This is a genomic window from Pseudonocardia phyllosphaerae, from assembly GCF_046546475.1.
In the GTDB taxonomy this organism is placed as follows: Bacteria; Actinomycetota; Actinomycetes; order Mycobacteriales; family Pseudonocardiaceae; genus Pseudonocardia; species Pseudonocardia phyllosphaerae.
The window spans coordinates 101,820-118,331 of sequence record NZ_JBKGXS010000011.1 but is presented as its reverse complement, the minus strand read 5'-3'; the positions used below and the strand labels follow the sequence as shown (position 1 = coordinate 118,331).

At 72.4% G+C, this 16,512-nt stretch carries 17 protein-coding genes; 5 read left to right on the top strand and 12 right to left on the bottom strand.

Features of this window, described 5'->3' with window-relative positions; all coding sequences use genetic code 11:
• Nucleotides 1-70: 70 nt before the first annotated feature.
• Nucleotides 71-487 carry an NUDIX hydrolase gene (locus ACLE50_RS20450; RefSeq protein ID WP_410945212.1) on the top strand — a complete coding sequence of 139 codons (417 nt, stop codon included), beginning with the start codon at nucleotides 71-73 and terminating at the stop codon, nucleotides 485-487.
• Between the two features lie 55 nt (nucleotides 488-542).
• Here the strand turns inward: ACLE50_RS20450 and ACLE50_RS20445 are convergent, their stop codons facing one another.
• The gene (locus ACLE50_RS20445) at nucleotides 543-1,046 is read right to left on the bottom strand and encodes a MaoC family dehydratase (RefSeq protein ID WP_410945211.1); all 504 of its coding nucleotides are present in this window, start codon (nucleotides 1,044-1,046) and stop codon (nucleotides 543-545) included.
• Between the two features lie 345 nt (nucleotides 1,047-1,391).
• On the opposite strand from ACLE50_RS20445, the gene corA reads away from it, so the two are divergent.
• Nucleotides 1,392-2,507, top strand: a complete 1,116-nt coding sequence (gene corA / locus ACLE50_RS20440) for a magnesium/cobalt transporter CorA (protein WP_410945210.1) — start codon at nucleotides 1,392-1,394, stop codon at nucleotides 2,505-2,507.
• A gap of 88 nt (nucleotides 2,508-2,595) precedes the next feature.
• On the opposite strand, the gene ACLE50_RS20435 is transcribed toward corA, so the two are convergent.
• From ACLE50_RS20435 to ACLE50_RS20415, 5 genes are all read right to left on the bottom strand, one after another.
• Nucleotides 2,596-3,573 carry a class I SAM-dependent methyltransferase gene (locus ACLE50_RS20435; protein WP_410945209.1) on the bottom strand — a complete coding sequence of 326 codons (978 nt, stop codon included), beginning with the start codon at nucleotides 3,571-3,573 and terminating at the stop codon, nucleotides 2,596-2,598.
• A 90-nt stretch (nucleotides 3,574-3,663) separates the two neighbouring features.
• On the bottom strand, nucleotides 3,664-4,179 hold the full coding sequence (locus tag ACLE50_RS20430; RefSeq protein ID WP_410945208.1) for a general stress protein: 516 nt from the start codon (nucleotides 4,177-4,179) through the stop codon (nucleotides 3,664-3,666).
• Nucleotides 4,180-4,484: 305 nt separating this feature from the next.
• Nucleotides 4,485-5,681: an acyl-CoA dehydrogenase family protein gene (locus ACLE50_RS20425; protein WP_410945207.1), complete on the bottom strand. Its 1,197-nt coding sequence runs from the start codon at nucleotides 5,679-5,681 to the stop codon at nucleotides 4,485-4,487.
• A gap of 64 nt (nucleotides 5,682-5,745) precedes the next feature.
• Nucleotides 5,746-6,720 (bottom strand): HpcH/HpaI aldolase/citrate lyase family protein, encoded by a 975-nt coding sequence (locus ACLE50_RS20420; protein WP_410945206.1) that lies wholly within the window; start codon nucleotides 6,718-6,720, stop codon nucleotides 5,746-5,748.
• A 153-nt stretch (nucleotides 6,721-6,873) separates the two neighbouring features.
• Nucleotides 6,874-7,818 carry a PhzF family phenazine biosynthesis protein gene (locus ACLE50_RS20415; protein WP_410945205.1) on the bottom strand — a complete coding sequence of 315 codons (945 nt, stop codon included), beginning with the start codon at nucleotides 7,816-7,818 and terminating at the stop codon, nucleotides 6,874-6,876.
• An 85-nt stretch (nucleotides 7,819-7,903) separates the two neighbouring features.
• On the opposite strand from ACLE50_RS20415, the gene ACLE50_RS20410 reads away from it, so the two are divergent.
• Nucleotides 7,904-9,199, top strand: coding sequence for a magnesium transporter MgtE N-terminal domain-containing protein (locus tag ACLE50_RS20410; protein WP_410945204.1), 1,296 nt, complete (start codon nucleotides 7,904-7,906; stop codon nucleotides 9,197-9,199).
• Nucleotides 9,192-9,791: a DUF1003 domain-containing protein gene (locus tag ACLE50_RS20405; RefSeq protein ID WP_410945203.1), complete on the top strand. Its 600-nt coding sequence runs from the start codon at nucleotides 9,192-9,194 to the stop codon at nucleotides 9,789-9,791. The genes ACLE50_RS20410 and ACLE50_RS20405 overlap by 8 nt, the downstream gene beginning before the upstream one ends.
• Here ACLE50_RS20405 and ACLE50_RS20400 read toward each other — a convergent pair.
• On the bottom strand, nucleotides 9,769-10,242 hold the full coding sequence (locus ACLE50_RS20400; protein WP_410945264.1) for a MarR family winged helix-turn-helix transcriptional regulator: 474 nt from the start codon (nucleotides 10,240-10,242) through the stop codon (nucleotides 9,769-9,771). The two genes, ACLE50_RS20405 and ACLE50_RS20400, sit on opposite strands and share 23 nt — an antisense overlap.
• A gap of 161 nt (nucleotides 10,243-10,403) precedes the next feature.
• On the opposite strand from ACLE50_RS20400, the gene ACLE50_RS20395 reads away from it, so the two are divergent.
• Complete coding sequence (locus ACLE50_RS20395; protein ID WP_410945263.1) at nucleotides 10,404-11,552, top strand: Mrp/NBP35 family ATP-binding protein; 1,149 nt, start codon at nucleotides 10,404-10,406, stop codon at nucleotides 11,550-11,552.
• A 113-nt stretch (nucleotides 11,553-11,665) separates the two neighbouring features.
• On the opposite strand, the gene ACLE50_RS20390 is transcribed toward ACLE50_RS20395, so the two are convergent.
• The 5 genes from ACLE50_RS20390 to ACLE50_RS20370 all read right to left on the bottom strand — a co-directional run bounded on the left by ACLE50_RS20390 (nucleotide 11,666) and on the right by ACLE50_RS20370 (nucleotide 16,501).
• Complete coding sequence (locus ACLE50_RS20390; protein WP_410945202.1) at nucleotides 11,666-12,922, bottom strand: aspartate aminotransferase family protein; 1,257 nt, start codon at nucleotides 12,920-12,922, stop codon at nucleotides 11,666-11,668.
• A 413-nt stretch (nucleotides 12,923-13,335) separates the two neighbouring features.
• Nucleotides 13,336-14,265, bottom strand: coding sequence for an AEC family transporter (locus tag ACLE50_RS20385; protein ID WP_410945201.1), 930 nt, complete (start codon nucleotides 14,263-14,265; stop codon nucleotides 13,336-13,338).
• 28 nt (nucleotides 14,266-14,293) lie between these two features.
• Nucleotides 14,294-14,971 (bottom strand): GntR family transcriptional regulator, encoded by a 678-nt coding sequence (locus ACLE50_RS20380; protein ID WP_410945200.1) that lies wholly within the window; start codon nucleotides 14,969-14,971, stop codon nucleotides 14,294-14,296.
• Nucleotides 14,972-14,975: 4 nt separating this feature from the next.
• Nucleotides 14,976-15,704, bottom strand: coding sequence for a maleate cis-trans isomerase family protein (locus ACLE50_RS20375; RefSeq protein WP_410945199.1), 729 nt, complete (start codon nucleotides 15,702-15,704; stop codon nucleotides 14,976-14,978).
• On the bottom strand, nucleotides 15,701-16,501 hold the full coding sequence (locus ACLE50_RS20370; protein ID WP_458788564.1) for a maleate cis-trans isomerase family protein: 801 nt from the start codon (nucleotides 16,499-16,501) through the stop codon (nucleotides 15,701-15,703). Before ACLE50_RS20370 ends, ACLE50_RS20375 begins: the two co-directional genes overlap by 4 nt.
• Between the last annotated feature and the right edge of the window lie 11 nt (nucleotides 16,502-16,512).

Sequence of the window (16,512 nt, the reverse complement as noted above, 5' to 3'; positions counted from 1 at the left end):
ACCTTCATCATTGGTACCGGACACCGGGGCACCCCGGTACCGGCACCCGAGCAGCGTACCGTCATTTCGAATGACCGACAGTAGCGAACATGTCGCCTGTGTGGGGGGAATCCTGCATGCCCCGGATGGGCGACTACTGCTGGTGCGCAGGGCGAACGCCCCCGGACGGGGGTTGTGGTCCATTCCGGGGGGCCGGGTGGAGGCCGGCGAGGACGACCACACCGCCGTCGTCCGGGAGATGTTCGAGGAGACCGGCCTGCACGTCGTGCCCGGCCGCGTCGCCGGTCGGGTCGTGGTCGGGCCCTACCGCATCGTCGACTACGTCTGCACGCTCGCCGGGCCCGCGCCCACGGCCACCCCGCTCCCGGTCGCCGGCGACGACGCCGCCGACGCCCGCTTCGTCGACCTCGCCGCCTTCCGTGACCTCCCGCGCACCGAGGGCCTCGAGGAGGCCCTCACCGCCTGGGGCTGCCTGCCGCGCCACTGAACGACAGGCGGCCGCTGAACGACGGGCGACAGCAGGCGCGCCCCGGCGGGGACGCTCAGAGCTGCGGTTCGGGACGCCCCGGCTGCTCGCCGCCGCGGGTGTCGCCGTACTTCTCCTTCGGCACCATGACCTTGCGCCGGAAGGTGCAGACGACCGTGCCGTCCTGCTTGTAGCCGCGCGTCTCGACATACACGACACCGCGGTCGTCCTTGGACTTCGACTCGGTCTTGTCGAGGACCTCGGTCTCGCCGTAGATCGTGTCCCCGTGGAAGGTCGGCTTCGTGTGCTTGAGCGACTCGACCTCGAGGTTCGCGATCGCCTTGCCCGACACGTCGGGCACCGACATGCCCAGCAGCAGCGAGTAGATGTAGTTGCCGACCACGACGTTCTTGCCGAAGTCGGTCGTCTCCCCGGCGTAGTGCGAGTCGAGGTGGAGCGGGTGGTGGTTCATCGTGAGGAGGCAGAACAGGTGGTCGTCGTACTCGGTGACCGTCTTGCCGGGCCAGTGCTTGTAGACCGCACCGACCTCGAACTCCTCGTAGTAGCGCCCGAACTGCACCGTTCACGCTCCCATCACACCGTCGATCAGTTGCGGGGGTAATCTATCGGGCGGCCCGCGCCGCGTGGCGCGGTCCGGCTCACACGTCCGCGGTCGGGGATCTCACAGTTCCCGATCATCCCGACACGTTTCGGCGCGGGTGTGCGACACAGAGAACGGCACGACCGGCAGCAGGGAGGTGAGTGCGGTGTCGTCTGAACCTCAGACACCGGTGAGTAGTACGTGCCGCCTCCCGCTGCCGATGGCCCGGACGTCGTCCGAAGGCTGATTCCCGTGGGAGGCGAGGCACACGCCCGGCGGTCGCACGGCGACCGCGCGTCCCGGCCCGTTCGCGGAGGTCCCTCCATGATGCCGTCGTTCTCCCAGCTCCGCCCGGCCATCCGGCCGAGCACCGTGCGCAGCCGCCGTGCCGAGCGGCGCGCCGCCGCCGAGGGTCCGGCCCCCAAGCTCCGCGTCCCGCTCTCGGCCTACGTCGTCGACTGCGGCGTCTACATCGACGGTGAGCGCCTGCCCGGCCGATGGCTGCACGACGAGGCGATCGCCGAGGTCCGCGAACGCGGCGAGGGCTTCGTCTGGATCGGCCTGCACGAGCCCGACGCCGAGCAGATCTCCGGCGTCGCCGACACGTTCGGCCTGCACGAGCTGGCCGTCGAGGACGCGGTGCACGCGCACAACCGCCCCAAGCTCGAGCGTTACGACGACACCATGTTCATGGTGTTCAAGACGGTCCGCTACGTCGGGCACGCCGACCCGACGACGACGAACGAGATCGTCGAGACCGGTGAGGTCATGGCGTTCCTCGGGCGCGACTTCGTGGTCACCGTCCGGCACGGCCGCTACTCCGGCCTGCGCGAGGTCCGGCGCCGCCTGGAGGAGGACCCCGAGCAGCTCGCGCTCGGCCCGGCCGCGGTGCTGCACGGGATCGCCGACCACGTCGTCGACACCTACATCGAGGTCTGCAGCCAGATCGAGGACGACATCGACGCCGTCGAGGCCGAGGTGTTCTCGCCGCGCTCGATGATGAACCCCGAGCAGATCTACGTGATGAAGCGCGAGGTCCTCGACCTGCGCCGCGCGGTGATGCCGCTGGTCGGGCCGATGCGCAAGCTGTCGGAGGGGTACAGCTCGCTGGTGCCCCACGACGTGCGCTCCTACTTCCGCGACGTCGACGACCACCTCGGCGGCGTCGCCGAACAGGTCGCCGGCTTCAACGAGCTCCTGACCACGCTGGTCGACGCCGTCCTGGCCAAGATCAGCATGCGGCAGAACAACGACATGCGGAAGATCACCGCCTACGCCGGCCTGATCTCGGTGCCGACGATGATCGCCGGTGTCTACGGCATGAACTTCGACAACATGCCCGAGCTGCACTGGGACTTCGGCTACCCGATGGTCCTGCTGGTCATCGCCGCGATCTGTGGGCTGCTGTACCGCAACTTCCGGCAGAACGGCTGGCTGTGAGCAGAGCCGGGGCCGCGTGCTCCGGGCGGTAGGTGAGCAGAGCCGCGGAGCCGCTCGGACCGACAGGTGAGCAGAGCCGCGGGGCCGCTCAGACCGAGGGGGATCCCTGCGGTGGGGTCGCCTCGTCGTCGTCCGGCCGGTCCGCGGCGCCACCGTGTCCCTGGCGCGGGCCCTGGTCGCCCGGGTGCGCCTCGTCGGTGTACGTCTCCTCGGAGCGCGCCTCGTCCGGGCCGACGTCGTCGGGCTGTGGAACCCCGACGCCGTCCGCGGCCTCCCGAGACTCGGCCTCCGCCGCGGCGGCCCGGGCCCGCGAGCGGGCCCGCTCCCCCACGACGTCCGGCTCGTCGGGACGCCGGCCGAGGAACGTGTGCACCAGGTGCTGCTGCACCCCGCCCATGGTCTGCACCCGGACGTCGACGAAGCCGGCCCGCTGCATGCGGTGCACCATCGTCGCGACGCCGCCGGCGGAACGGACCCTGCGGTAGCGGTAGCGCGAGAGCAGCGGCGCATGCCAGCGCAGCGACGCCATCGGCAGCAGGTAACCCCACGACGCCGACGCCCACCGGCTCCGGCTGCGGGCCCCGCCGACGGCGTAGTCGTGCACGGCGATGGGCGCGCCCGGCTTGAGCAGGGTGAGCAGCCGGCGCAGGCCGATCTCGGCGTCGGGCAGGTTGGACACCAGGTAGGCGGCGAGGATCCCGTCGAACGGACCCTCCACCCCGGCCTCGGCGAGGGTCTCCAGCCGGGAGTGCACGAACGTCACCCGCGGCGGCCAGTTCTTGCGGCGCGCGATCCCGAGCATCTCCGCGGACGCGTCGGCGGCGACGACCTCCGCTCCGGGGGCCGCGGTGAGCAGGGCCTCGGTGGAGGCGCCGGTGCCGCAGCCGACGTCGAGCAGCCGCAGCCCACCGCCGGACAGGCCCATCCGCGACGCCGACACCCGCAGGTGCGCGTGATAGCCGGGGATGGTCCGGACGTAGCCGTCGAAGAACTGCGCGACCCGGCCGTAGGCCCGGTGCACGGTGGCGGGGCGAATGTCCTCGCTCTGCCGTCCGTCAGCGTTCACACCGCGATCCTGCCTCGCGCGGCGCCGTGCCGGAACCCCGACGCGCCCGGGCCGCGGATCACGACGCGACGGTGCAGCGGCCAGGACAGGTCAGTGGCCCTGGCCGGGGGTGCCCATGGCGAGCCGGGCGAGCATCTCGCGGGCCCGCTCGGCGTTGCGGGGCTCGCAGAGCACGTCGTAGCGGCCGGCGACCATCTGGCTGGCCGACTGGAAGTCGCGGCGACCCTTGCTGGCGCTGTAGCCGGCCGCGGCGAACGCGAGCCCGAAGACCGCGCCGGAGACCAGGCCGACCAGGATCTGCAGGAACCCGCCGTCGGGCAGGAACAGGCTGAGCAGCAGGCCGACGAACAGGCCGAACCACGCCCCGGACGCCGCACCGGAGGCCAGCACGCTCCCCCAGGTCAGCCGCTTGATGATCCGCTCGACCAGCATGAGGTCGACGCCGACGATCGTCACGTCGCGCACCGGGAAGTCCGAGTCGGCGAGGTGGTCGACCGCGCGCTGGGCCTCCTCGTACGTCGCGTAGGACCCGACCGGCCACCCGGTCGGCGGGGTGGGCAGCTGCGGCAGGCCGGGTGCCGGCCGGCCGCCGATCGGGTTCGTCATCGTGCTCTCTCCTCGCCTACGACCCCGCCGGCGGGCGGGGGTGCCACTGCTCGCGGCGACCGGGATCGCCCGGTTCGCCCACCGTTGCAACGAACGACGGGTTCCGCGAGTGCCCGCCGAGCGTAGCGAGGGCCGCCACACCACGGCCGGGCGAGCACGGCCGCACCGGCGGGCGGGTGAGCACGCTTTGCTCTGCTCACCCACCCGTCTGCTCTGCTCACCTGCCGCCGAACGAGTGCGTGAGCAGAGCAAAGCGCGCCGGCACGTTCCGCCGATCGTGTGGGTGAGCAGAGCAAAGGGCGCTGCTAGCGCAGCTTGTAGTCCTTCAGCAGCCCCCGCGAGATGATCGTCTTCTGGATCTCCGAGGTGCCCTCGCCGATCAGCAGGAACGGCGCCTCGCGCATGAGCCGCTCGATCTCGTACTCCTTGGAGTAGCCGTAGCCGCCGTGGATGCGGAACGCGTCCTCGGTGACCTCCTTGCAGTACTCCGAGGCGATCATCTTGGCCATGCCGGCCTCGACGTCGTTGCGCTCGCCGCGGTCCTTCAGGCGGGCGGCGTTGACCATCATCAGGTGCGCGGCCTCGACCTTGGTCGCCATCTCGGCGAGCTTGAAGCTGATCGCCTGGTGCTGCGCGATCGGCTTGCCGAAGGTGGAGCGCTGCTGGGCGTACTCGATACCGAGCTCGAAGGCGCGGATCGCGATGCCGCAGGCGCGGGCCGCGACGTTGACCCGGCCGACCTCGACGCCGTCCATCATGTGCGCGAAGCCCTTGCCCCGCTCGCCGCCGAGGATCTGGTCACCGGAGATCCGGTAGTCCTTGAAGACGAGCTCGGTGGTGTCGACCCCCTTGTAGCCCATCTTGTCGATCTTGCCGGGAACGATGAGCCCGGGTGCGACCTCGCCGTAGCCGGCGGGCTTGTCGACCAGGAACGTGGTGAGGTTCTGGTACGGCTTCTCCGCACCCTCGTCGGTCTTGACCAGCACCGCGGTCAGGTTCGAGGTGCCGCCGTTGGTCAGCCACATCTTCGAGCCGTCGATCGTGTACTCGTCGTCGCCGGTCTCGACGGCCTTCGTCTTGATCGCGGCGACGTCGGAGCCGAGGTCGGGCTCGGACATCGAGAACGATCCGCGGGTCTCGCCCGTGGCCATCTTCGGCAGGTAGTGGTCCTTCTGCGCCGGGGTGCCGTGCTGGCGCAGCATGTACGCGACGATGAAGTGCGTGTTGATCACGCCGGAGACGCTCATCCAGCCCCGCGCGATCTCCTCGACGACCAGCGCGTAGGTCAGCAGCGACTCGCCCAGACCGCCGTACTCCTCCGGGATCATGAGGCCGAACAGCCCCATCTCCTTCATCCCGTCGACGATGTCCTGCGGGTACGCGTCCTCGTGCTCCAGCGTCGTGGCGTGCGGAATGATCTCCTTGTCCACGAACTGGCGGACCGTGGAGAGGATCTCCTCCTGGATCTCGGTCAGTCCGGTGGTACGGGCGAGCCGCGCCATCTGTGGTTCCTCCTGAGCGTCTCTGGTCAGTACGGGGTCGGCGGTGCCGGGGCACCGCGGCGGCTCACGCCTCCGGCGGGGTCCACTTGTCGTTGCGCGACATGCCCGCCGCGCGGCCCTTGCCGGAGATGACCAGGGCCATCTTGCGGCTGGCCTCGTCGATCATCTCGTCGCCGAGCATCGCGGCGCCCTTCTTGCCGCCGGCCTCGGAGGTGAACCACTCGTAGGCGTCGAGGATGTTCTCGGCGTGGTCGTAGTCCTCCTGCGACGGGGAGAACGTCTCGTTGGCGGCGTCGATCTGGCCCGGGTGCAGCACCCACTTGCCGTCGAAGCCCAGCGCGGCGGCGCGGCCGGCGATTCGGCTGAAGCCGTCGACGTCCTTGATCTGCAGGAACGGGCCGTCGATGGCCTGCAGGTCGTGCGCGCGGGCCGCCATCAGGATCGACATGAGGATGTAGTGGTAGGCGTCGCCGACGTCGTAGCCGGTCGGCTGCTCGCCCACGACCAGCGACTTCATGTTGATCGACGCCATGAAGTCGGCCGGGCCGAAGATGATCGTCTCGATCCGCGGCGACGCGGTCGCGATCTCGTTGACGTGGGTCAGGCCCAGCGCGTTCTCGATCTGCGCCTCGATGCCGATCTTCCCGACCTCGAGGCCGTTGGCCTTCTCGATCTGGGTCACCAGCAGGTCCAGCGCCACGACCTGCTGCGGCGTCTGCACCTTCGGCAGCATGATCGCGTCGAGGTTCGCGCCCGCACCCTCGACGACCTCGATGACGTCGCGGTAGGTCCACTCGGTCGTCCAGTCGTTGACCCGCACGACGCGGGCCTTCTCGCCCCAGCCGCCCTCGTTGAGCGCCTCGACGATCGTCGTGCGCGCCCCCGGCTTGGCCAGCGGGGCGCAGGCGTCCTCGAGGTCCAGGAAGACCTGGTCGGAGTTCAGCGTGCGCGCCTTGTCGATGAACTTCTGGCTCGAACCGGGTACGGCCAGGCAGGACCGGCGGGCGCGCTGCACACGGGATCCGGGGGTGGTGCTCACAGGCGGGCTCCTCGTCGAGTTCGTCCTCGCCCGCGCCGCCACCGACGGCACGGGCATCGCGTGATCCGTGACTCTGGCACGACCGCGCGCGACGCGCCCTGCCCAGGTGATTGGTTTCTCACCCGCAGGAGGTCAGACCCGGTTACTTGCGAGTTAGCCCTGTTCGGGAGGTGGGGTCAGGGAACCGCTGGCCACGGCCACGACCGAGCCGCCGACCCAGGTCCCGGTGACGCGCCCGTCCTCGGTCCGCACGCCCGCGTACAGCGTCGAGGGGCGGCCGATCTCCGCGCCCTGGCTGACGACGAAGTGGTGCTCGCCGTCGTCGGAGACCAGGCCGCGGTCGGCCAGGAACACCCCGAGCGCGACGGCGGCGGAGCCGGTCGCCGGGTCCTCGTCGACGCCGATGCCGTTGCCGAACATCCGCGCGTGCACCCGCTCGGCGGTGGCGTCGACCGCGGCGACCAACAGGCCGGTGCAGCCGCCGGTGGCCGTGGCGAGCGCGGCCGGGTGCGCGGCGGCGCGGGCCACCGCACCGGGCTGCACCAGCAGGATCGCGTAGTCCACGCCGGCGCCGGCGATGCCGGGGGCGGCGGCGCCGTCGACGTCGTCGGGGTCGAGCCCGGCCGCGGCGGCCAGCGCACCGGCGTCGAGGTCGCCGCCCAGGTGCGGGACGCCGCCCTCGATCCGGGCGCCGGTGCCGTCGACCTCGATCGGGAGCAGCCCGGCGCCGCACTCCTGGACCCGGTCGCCCGGCCCGATGGCGCCGTCGCGGGCCAGCACCCACGCCGTCCCGACGCTGGGGTGCCCGGCGAACGGCAGCTCCGCACCCGGGGTGAAGATCCGGACGCGGTAGTCGGCGTCGCCGGTCGGGTCCAGCGGGAACGCGGTCTCCGACAGGTTGAACTCGCGGGCGATCGCCTGCATCCGGGCCGTGGACAGCGACTCCGCGCCGCGCACGACGGCGAGCGGGTTGCCCGCGTAGGGCCGGTCGGTGAAGACGTCGACCACGTCGTACCGCAGGACCCCTGGGCTCGGGGACGCAGGGCGCGGGGACGTCGGGCGCGGGGACGTGGGCTCGTCGGGCGGGGTGTCGCTCACGTCCGGCGAGCCTAGGCGCATCCGATAACCCTCTGCTCACCTCCTCTCACCTCCTCGCGCCCCCGGCACATCTAGGCTCGTGACCATGGCCTCGGCACGGGTGTTCGTCGCGCGCATGGCCGGCCTGGCCGTCTTCGGCCCGGACGGCGAGCGGATCGGGAAGGTGCGCGACGTCGTCGTCACGTTGCGCGTCGACAGCTCCCCGCCCCGGGTGCTGGGGCTGGTGGTGGACCTGTCGTCGCGGCGGCGGATCTTCGTGCCGATGCTGCGGGTCGCCGACGTCGCGCCGACCGCGGCGACCCTGGCCACCGGGTCGGTCAACCTGCGCGCGTTCGACCAGCGGCCCAACGAGACCCTGGTGCTCGGCGAGCTGCTCGACTCCCCGGTCACCGTGCGGGAGTCCGACGCCACGGGCACCGTCGTCGACGCCGCGATCGAGCCGACCCGCACCCGCGACTGGGCGATCACGAAGGTCGCCGTCCGGCACCGGCGCACCCGGCTGGCCCGTCGCGCCCGGGTCGAGGTGTACAGCTGGGAGTCCGTCTCCGGGCTCGACGTCGCCGCCGCCCGCGGCGCGGACCGGCTGCTCGCGGTGTTCGACGCGATGCGCCCGGCCGACGTCGCCGCCGCGCTGTCCAAGCTGCCCGAGGAGCGCCAGCGCCAGGTCGTCGACGCCCTCGACGACGAGCGCCTCGCCGACGTGTTCGAGGAGCTGTCCGAGGCCGACCAGCGCGAGCTGCTGGCCTACCTCGACGAGGACCGCGCCGCCGACGTCCTGGAGGCCATGTCCCCCGACGACGCCGCCGACCTGCTCGGCGAGCTGTCCGACGACGAGGCCGGCCGGTTGCTGGAGCTCATGGAGCCCGGCGAGTCCGAACCGGTCCGCCGGCTGCTGCGCTACGAGTGGGACACCGCGGGCGGCCTGATGACCCCGGAGCCGATCACGCTGGGCCCGGACGCGACCGTCGCCGAGGCCCTCGCCCGGGTCCGCAACCCCGAGGTGCCGGCGGCGCTGGCGAGCATGGTGTTCGTCGTCCGGCCCCCGACGGCGACGCCGACCGGGCGCTACCTGGGCTGCGTGCACGCCCAGCAGCTGCTGCGTGCGGCGCCGTTCGAGCTGGTCGCAGGCATGGTCGACACCGAGCTGGCGCAGCTGGGCCCGGACGCGGGCCTCGGCGAGGTGACCCGCTACTTCGCCACCTACAACCTGGTCGCGGGCCCGGTCGTCGACCCGGAGGAGCACCTGCTGGGCGCGGTCACCGTCGACGACGTGCTGGATCATCTGCTGCCGTCGGGCTGGCGGGACCGGGACTCGGCGACCGTGCGGGCCCACCAGGTCGACCCGGATGTTCTCGACGCGGAGGGGGTCTCCGGTGCCTGAGCCGCACTACGGACGCCGGCTGGACCAGCCGCGCGTCGCCCGCCGACGGTTCGAGGTCGATCCCGACGGCTTCGCCCGTATCTCCGAGCGGATCGCGCGCTTCCTCGGGACCGGGCGGTTCCTCGCGATCCAGACCGTGATCGTCACGGTGTGGATCGCGCTGAACCTGCTCTCCTGGCAGCTGCAGTGGGACCCGTACCCGTTCATCCTGCTCAACCTGGCGTTCTCCACCCAGGCCGCCTACGCCGCACCACTGATCCTGCTCGCCCAGAACCGGCAGGACGACCGCGACCGGATCGCGCTGGAGGAGGACCGGCGCCGCGCGGAACGGACCAAGGCCGACACCGAGTTCCTGGCCCGGGAGCTGGCCGCGCTGCGCCTGGCCGTCGGGGAGACGGCGTCGCGGGACTACCTGCGCGGCGAGCTGGACCGGCTCGGCGAGCGGCTCGACGACGCCGTTGCGCGGGCCGTCTCCCGCTCGACCGGCGAACCGGGGACCGAGGGGACGGAGCTGTCCGAGCCCGCGACCGACGGCCGCAAGGACGGGAAGAAGGCGCGCAAGCGCGGGGTCAAGGGACCAGCTTCCGGCTGATCCGCTCCAGGGCGGTGAGATCGGCGTCGTCGAGCCGGTCCGCGAAGTGCTCCCGGATGCCACGCATGTGGGTGACGGCGGCGACCCGCAGCCGCTCGTACCCGGCGACGGTGAGCTCGGCGCTGACGCCGCGGCCGTCGTCGGCGACCTTGGAGCGGGTGACCAGGGCGGCGCGCTCGAGCCGGTCGACCAGGCGGGTGACCCCGGAGCGGGACAGCAGCACGGCGTCGGCCAGCTCGGTCATCCGCAGCCGGTGCCCGGGCGCCTCGGAGAGCTGGACCAGCACGTCGTAGGCGGCCAGGGACAGGCGCTGCTCGACCTCCAGCTCCACCTCGAGCGCCTTGGTGATGCCCGAGTGCGCCCGCAGGAAGCTGCGCCAGGACGCCAGCTCGGCCGGCGTCGGGACGGCTCGGCGACGCCCGGACCCGGTCGGGGCTGCAGGGGCGGCGATGTCGTCCACCGGAGTGATCCTAGGAGACACCGGTTGCGCACGGAACGCGACCGGCCGTGACGACGGTGCGGCCGGTCACCGGAGGCGGCGGCGCGGGGGCGCACTCGGCGACGGCACGTAGCATGGAGAGGTCTCGAATGGGAGAGAGGTCGTTCCACGCCATGTCCGTCACCGGCAGCACCAGCACCGTCGAGGATGCGGTCCGGGCCGCGCTCGGCAAGGTCGAGGACCCCGAGATCCACAAGCCCATCACCGAGCTGGGGATGGTCAAGAGCGTCGCCGTCTCCGCCGACGGGCTCGCCGAGGTCGGCGTGTACCTGACCGTGGCCGGCTGCCCGATGCGCGAGACCATCACCTCGCGCGTGACCGACGCGGTGTCGCAGGTCCCCGGCGTCGAGCGGGTCGAGGTCGAGCTCGACGTCATGAGCGACGAGCAGCGCACCGAGCTGCGCAAGTCGCTGCGCGGCGACTCCGAGGAGCCGGTGATCCCGTTCGCGCAGCCGGGCTCGCTGACCCGCGTGTACTGCGTCGCGTCCGGCAAGGGCGGCGTCGGCAAGTCCTCGGTCACGGTGAACCTGGCCGCGGCACTCGCCCGGCGCGGGCTGAAGGTGGGCGTGGTCGACGCCGACATCTACGGCCACTCGGTGCCGCGGATGCTCGGCGCGAGCGACCGGCCCACCAAGGTCGAAGAGATGATCATGCCGCCGCAGGCGCACGGCGTGAAGGTCATCTCGATCGGCATGTTCACCGACGGCAACACCCCGGTCGTCTGGCGCGGGCCGATGCTGCACCGTGCGCTGCAGCAGTTCCTGTCCGACGTGTTCTGGGGCGACCTCGACGTGCTGCTGCTGGACCTGCCCCCGGGCACCGGTGACGTCGCGATCTCCACCGCGCAGCTGATCCCGAACGCGGAGCTGCTGGTCGTCACCACGCCGCAGCAGGCCGCGGCCGAGGTCGCCGAGCGCGCCGGGTCGATCTCGCTGCAGACGCGCCAGCGGCTGGCCGGGGTCGTCGAGAACATGTCCTGGATGGAGATGCCCGACGGCACCCGCGCCGAGATCTTCGGCTCCGGCGGCGGACGCACCGTCGCGGAGTCGCTGAGCCGCTCGCTCGGCGCGCACGTACCGCTGCTCGGCCAGGTGCCGCTGGAGCCGGCGCTGCGCGAGGGCGGCGACGCCGGGAACCCGATCGTGCTGGGGCAGCCGGACTCCCCGGCCGCGCAGGCGCTCGACTCGATCGCGGAGAAGCTGTCGGTGCGGGCCCGCGGGCTGGCGGGGATGAGCCTGAACATCTCCCCCGCCGGGCGCTGAGGTCCCGCGGACCCCGCCCCGTACGGCACCCCGCACGGACGACACACACGAGGCCCCGCCCACCGGATCCGGTGGGCGGGGCCTCGTGCTTTCTCGGTCCCCCGGGGGTCCGGTCAGCTCAGGGCGTCGTTGAGCGCCTTGGTCCAGAGTGCCAGGCCCTCGTCGATCTGGTCGGCGGTGACGACCAGCGGCGGGATCATCCGGACGATGTTGCCGAAGACGCCGCAGGTGAGCAGGAGCAGGCCCTGCGCGGCCGCGGCGGCGTGCACCTTGGCCGCGGTGGCGCCGTCGGGGCGGCCGTCGGCGTCGACGAACTCGATGCCGACCATGAGGCCGCGGCCGCGGACGTCGCCGATGGCCGGGACGTTCTCGGCGGACTCCCGGACGCCGGCGAGCAGCCGCTCGCCCTGCACGCGGGCGTTCTCGACCAGGCCCTCCTGCTCGACGACGTCGAGGGTCGCCAGCGCCGCGGCGCAGGCGACGGCGTTGCCGCCGTAGGTGCCGCCCTGCGAGCCCGGCCAGGCCTTCTCCATCAGCGCGGTCGGCGCGGCGATCGCCGAGAGCGGGAAGCCCGACGCCAGGCCCTTGGCGGTCACGATGATGTCCGGGGTGAAGCCCTCGGCGTGCTGGTGGCCCCAGAACCTGCCGGTGCGCCCGTAGCCGGTCTGGACCTCGTCGGCGATGATCAGGATGCCGTGCTTGTCGGCGCGCTCGCGCAGGCCGCGCAGGAACGCGGCGGGGGTCGGGACGTAGCCGCCCTCGCCGAGCACGGGCTCGATGATGAACGCGGCGACGTCCGACGCCGGCGCGGAGCTGGCGAGCACCCGGTCCAGCTCGCGCAGCGCGAACTCGACGGTCTCCTCCTCGCTCCAGCCGTAGCGGTAGGCGAACGGGAACGGCGAGAACGCGACGCCGCCCATCATCGGCCCGATCCCGGCGCGGATCTTCGCCCCGGACGTGGTCAGCGCAGCGGCGCCGAACGTACGGCCGTGGAAGCCGCCCTCGAACGCGACGATCGTGGACCGGCCGGTGGCCTGGCGAGCGAGCCGCACCGACGCCTCGACGGCCTCGGAGCCGGAGTTGGTGAAGAACACCGAGTCGATGCCCTCGGGCAGGACCTCACCGAGCCGGTCGGCCAGCTTCAGCAGCGGCTGGTGCATGACGGTCGTGTACTGACCGTGGATCAGCGTCCCGACCTGCTCCTGCGCGGCCTGCACCACCGTGGGATGGCAGTGCCCGGTGGACGTGACGCCGATGCCTGCGGTGAAGTCGAGGTACCGGCGGTCATCGGTGTCGTACAGGTACACACCCTCACCGCGGGCGGCCTGGACCGGGGTGGCCTGCTTCAGCAGCGGGGACAGCTGTGCCATGGGTTCGCAGCTCCTGGAGGTGTCGGGGCGCGGTCGTCGGATTCCGGATCCTGCATCCGGAACCACGGTTGTCGAGTTGTCGACAATCGTAGGGAAGCACGTCCGGGCGGGCTCGGGCAAGGGGCGGCGCGGGCCCGCTTTGCTCTGCTCACCTCTACGCATCACCCCTGGTTCGGGCCGTCGCTCGGCTCTGCTCACCCCGCGCAGAGCGGGTACCGCCCCGGAGTCGGCGCCGGCGGGCCGTCCTCAACCGGGCCGGGACCGGCCGACCGGCCCGGAGCTGCTGCGCCGAGGTGAGCAGCACCGGGAAACCCCGTTGAGCTGGGGTGATGCGTAGAGGTGAGCAGAGCAAAGGCGCCCCACAGCGCCCGGCCCCGGCGCCCGCCGGACACCCTCCCGGACGGTCGAGACGATCATGCCAATGCGGCGGCGACCACCAGCAGGACCGGGACCGAGACGATCGTCGTCGTCAGGCTCGCGTCGCGGGCGAGGGCGACGGCGCGGTCGTAGCGCATGGCGTAGCCGAAGACGTTCTGTGCGGTGGGCAGCGCCGCGCACACCACGGCGGCGAGCAGCGGCGGGCCGGACAGGCCGAGCAGGCCGCCGGCGAGGCCCCACGCGATCAGCGGGTGCGCGACGTTCTTGATCGCGACCACCCACCACAGCGAGGGGCCGGTGTCACCGGTGCCCGGACGCCGGGCACCGTGCAGCGAGATCCCGAACGCCAGCAGCATCGCCGGCACCGCCAGGTCGGCGATCAGCTCGACCGGCGCGGCGACCGGCCCGGGGATCCTCAGCCCGGTCGCGGACACGATCAGACCGAGCGCGGTGGCGACCGCGATCGGGTTGCGGGCGGGCGCGAGCACCAGCCGCCACCAGCTGGGACGTTCGCCGCGGCCGTCGCCGGGCAGCACGTCCATCAGCGTCGTGAACAGCGGCGTGAGCACCGCGAGCTGGAACAGCAGCACCGGGGCGACCGCGGCAGGGTTGCCGAGTACGTAGGTGACGATCGGGATGCCGAGGTTGCCGGCGTTGACGTAGCCCGACGCCATCGAGCCGACGACGGTCTCCCCCGCCGGGCGCCGCCGGGCCAGCGCGACCGGCACGAACAGCAGGCAGGCCAGCGAGCTGGTCACGGCGGTGACCACCAGCGCCGAGGACAGCACCGCACGGACGTCGGAGTGCGCGAGCGTGGTGAACAGCAGCGCCGGCGTCGCGACGAAGAACGCCGTGCGCGACAGCACCCGCGCGCCTTGGTCGCCGAGGACGCGCTGCCGCCCGAGCAGGTACCCGACCCCGACGACGACGCCGATGACCAGGAAACCCTCGAGCACACCCGCCACGGTTGGCGATGCTACGGACCCCGACGAATCAGGCGGCTCCGGGCATCGCGGACAGGATCCGGTTCACCGCGTCGTCCATGTGCACGCCGAGCCGGTCCAGCAGCAGCTCCGCGCGGCCGTCGCGCACGGCGTCGCGCAGCCCCTGGTGCTCGGCGACCAGCTCGGCCGCCGGCGGGGCGTTGCGCTGGAACGCGGCCAGGCACATCCGTGTCTCGACGAGCAGCCCCTCGGCCATCCGGCGCAGCCGCGGGCTCCCGGACGCCGCGACCAGCGCGGCATGGAAGTCGTGGTCGGCGTCGGCGATCGCGACGGAGTCGCCGACCGTGGCCGCGGCCTGCATGGAGCCGAGCGGGACGTCGAGCGCAGCGACGGCCGCGTCCCGGCTGCCCGCCAGCACCTGCAGTGCGGCGGCCCGTTCGACGGCGGTGCGGGCCAGGTAGACGTCGCGGACGTCGTCGGGACCGAGCTCGCGCACGAACAGCCCGCGGTGCCGCTCGCTGCGCAGCAGCCCCTCGGCGACGAGCCGCTGCATCGCCTCGCGCAGCGGCCCGCGGCTGACGCCGAGCCGGTTCGCGAGCTCGACCTCACCGAGCTGGGTGCCCGGCGCGAACGTGCCTCGCATGATCGCCGCGCGGATCCGGTCCGCCACGATCTCGGCGGTGGAACGCCGGCTGACCGGCTCGATCTCCGAGACGTCCAGGCCCATCAGGTCACCCCTTCGCGAACAACGTCCCCAGCCCGGATCGGCGCACGTCGGCACCGGCCAGGCGCAGCCCCTGCCAGATGCTGACCTGGTTCGCGGTCAGTACCGGCTTGCCGAGCCGGAAGTCCAGCGCGTCCAGGACGTCCACGGTGTGCAGCGCCGTGTCCGGCAACAGCACCGCGTCGGCCTGCGGCGCGTCCGACGACACCGCGTCGGCGAACTCCACCACCGTCTCCCCGGGCAGCGTCCCCACCTCGGCGGCGGTGATGATGTCGCGCGCCGAGATCGTCAGCACCGAGATCCCGAAGTGGGTCAGGAACTGCACGAACGCGCCCGCGACGTCCGGCGGGTAGGTCGCCCCCAGCGCGACGGAGCTGACCCCGAGACGCCGGCAGGCGTCGACGAACGCGAACGACGTGCTCGACGCCGGGACGCCCGCCGTCCTCTGCAGCGCCGCGACCTGCTGCGCCGCGCCGTCCGGTCCGAAGATGAAGCTGCCCGACGTACAGGCCCAGACGATCGAGTCCAGCGGGCCCGCCTCCTCGGCGAGCTCTCGGGCGCCCTCGGCGAGGACGTCGTCGCCGCCGATGTCGAGCAGCGCGTCCTCGCGGTGGGCGTCCACCTTCATCTCGGTGTGCACGAGCGGGAGCCGGCTGCCGTCGTCGAGCAGCTTCTCCGCACGCGGGTAGTCGTCCTCGGCCGAGTAGCCGGGGTACAGGATGCCGATCGTGCTCATATTGTGGACATTCCTACAGATTCCTCGGGCAGGCAAGTGGGTGGATCGCCCGGCTTCCAGGACTCGAGCAGCCGCCCGCTCCCGACCGCGGCACGGTCGATCTTGCGGCAGGCGTCCCACATCGTGACCTGGTTCGCCGTGATCACCGGCTTGCCCAGCGTGCGTTCCAGGGACTCGATCGCGTCGTAGGTCGGCAGGTTGGTGCAGGAGATGAACACCGCCTGCGCCTCCGGCCGGTCGACCGACCGGGCGATCTCGACGACGCGCGCCGGCGTCGTCCGCCAGATGTTGCCGACCAGCCCGAGACCCGCGCTCGCAACGGTCTCGACGTGGTGGTCGGCCAGGAAGGTGACCAGGCGTTCGGTCACCGACGCGACGTACGGGGTGGCGATCGCAACTCTGCTCACCCCCAGCACCGCGAGGGCCTCCACCAGCGCACCGCTGGTCGTCGACGCCCGCGGGGCGCCGGCGTCGAGGATCGTGCGGTGCAGGACGTACTCGGCCGCGGCGCCGGCGACGAAGCTGCCCGAGGTGCAGGCGTAGCTCACGACCCCGGGGCGCGGGGTGAGGACGTCGCGGGTCGCCTGGCGCACCGGGCGCCGGTCGGCGATCGCCTCCGCCATCTCCACCGTCATCGCCGTCGTCAGGAACGGCATCCGGGTCAGGTAGAGCGACGTGTCGTCCGGGGCCCAGCGCCACATCTCGCGGTCGAGGGCGAAGTCGAACGGCGCGATCACCCCGATGCCGGGCGCGTCGCCGCCGTCCCCGTCGCCGGGGACCTCGTGCCCGGCCGACAGCTCGACGTGCA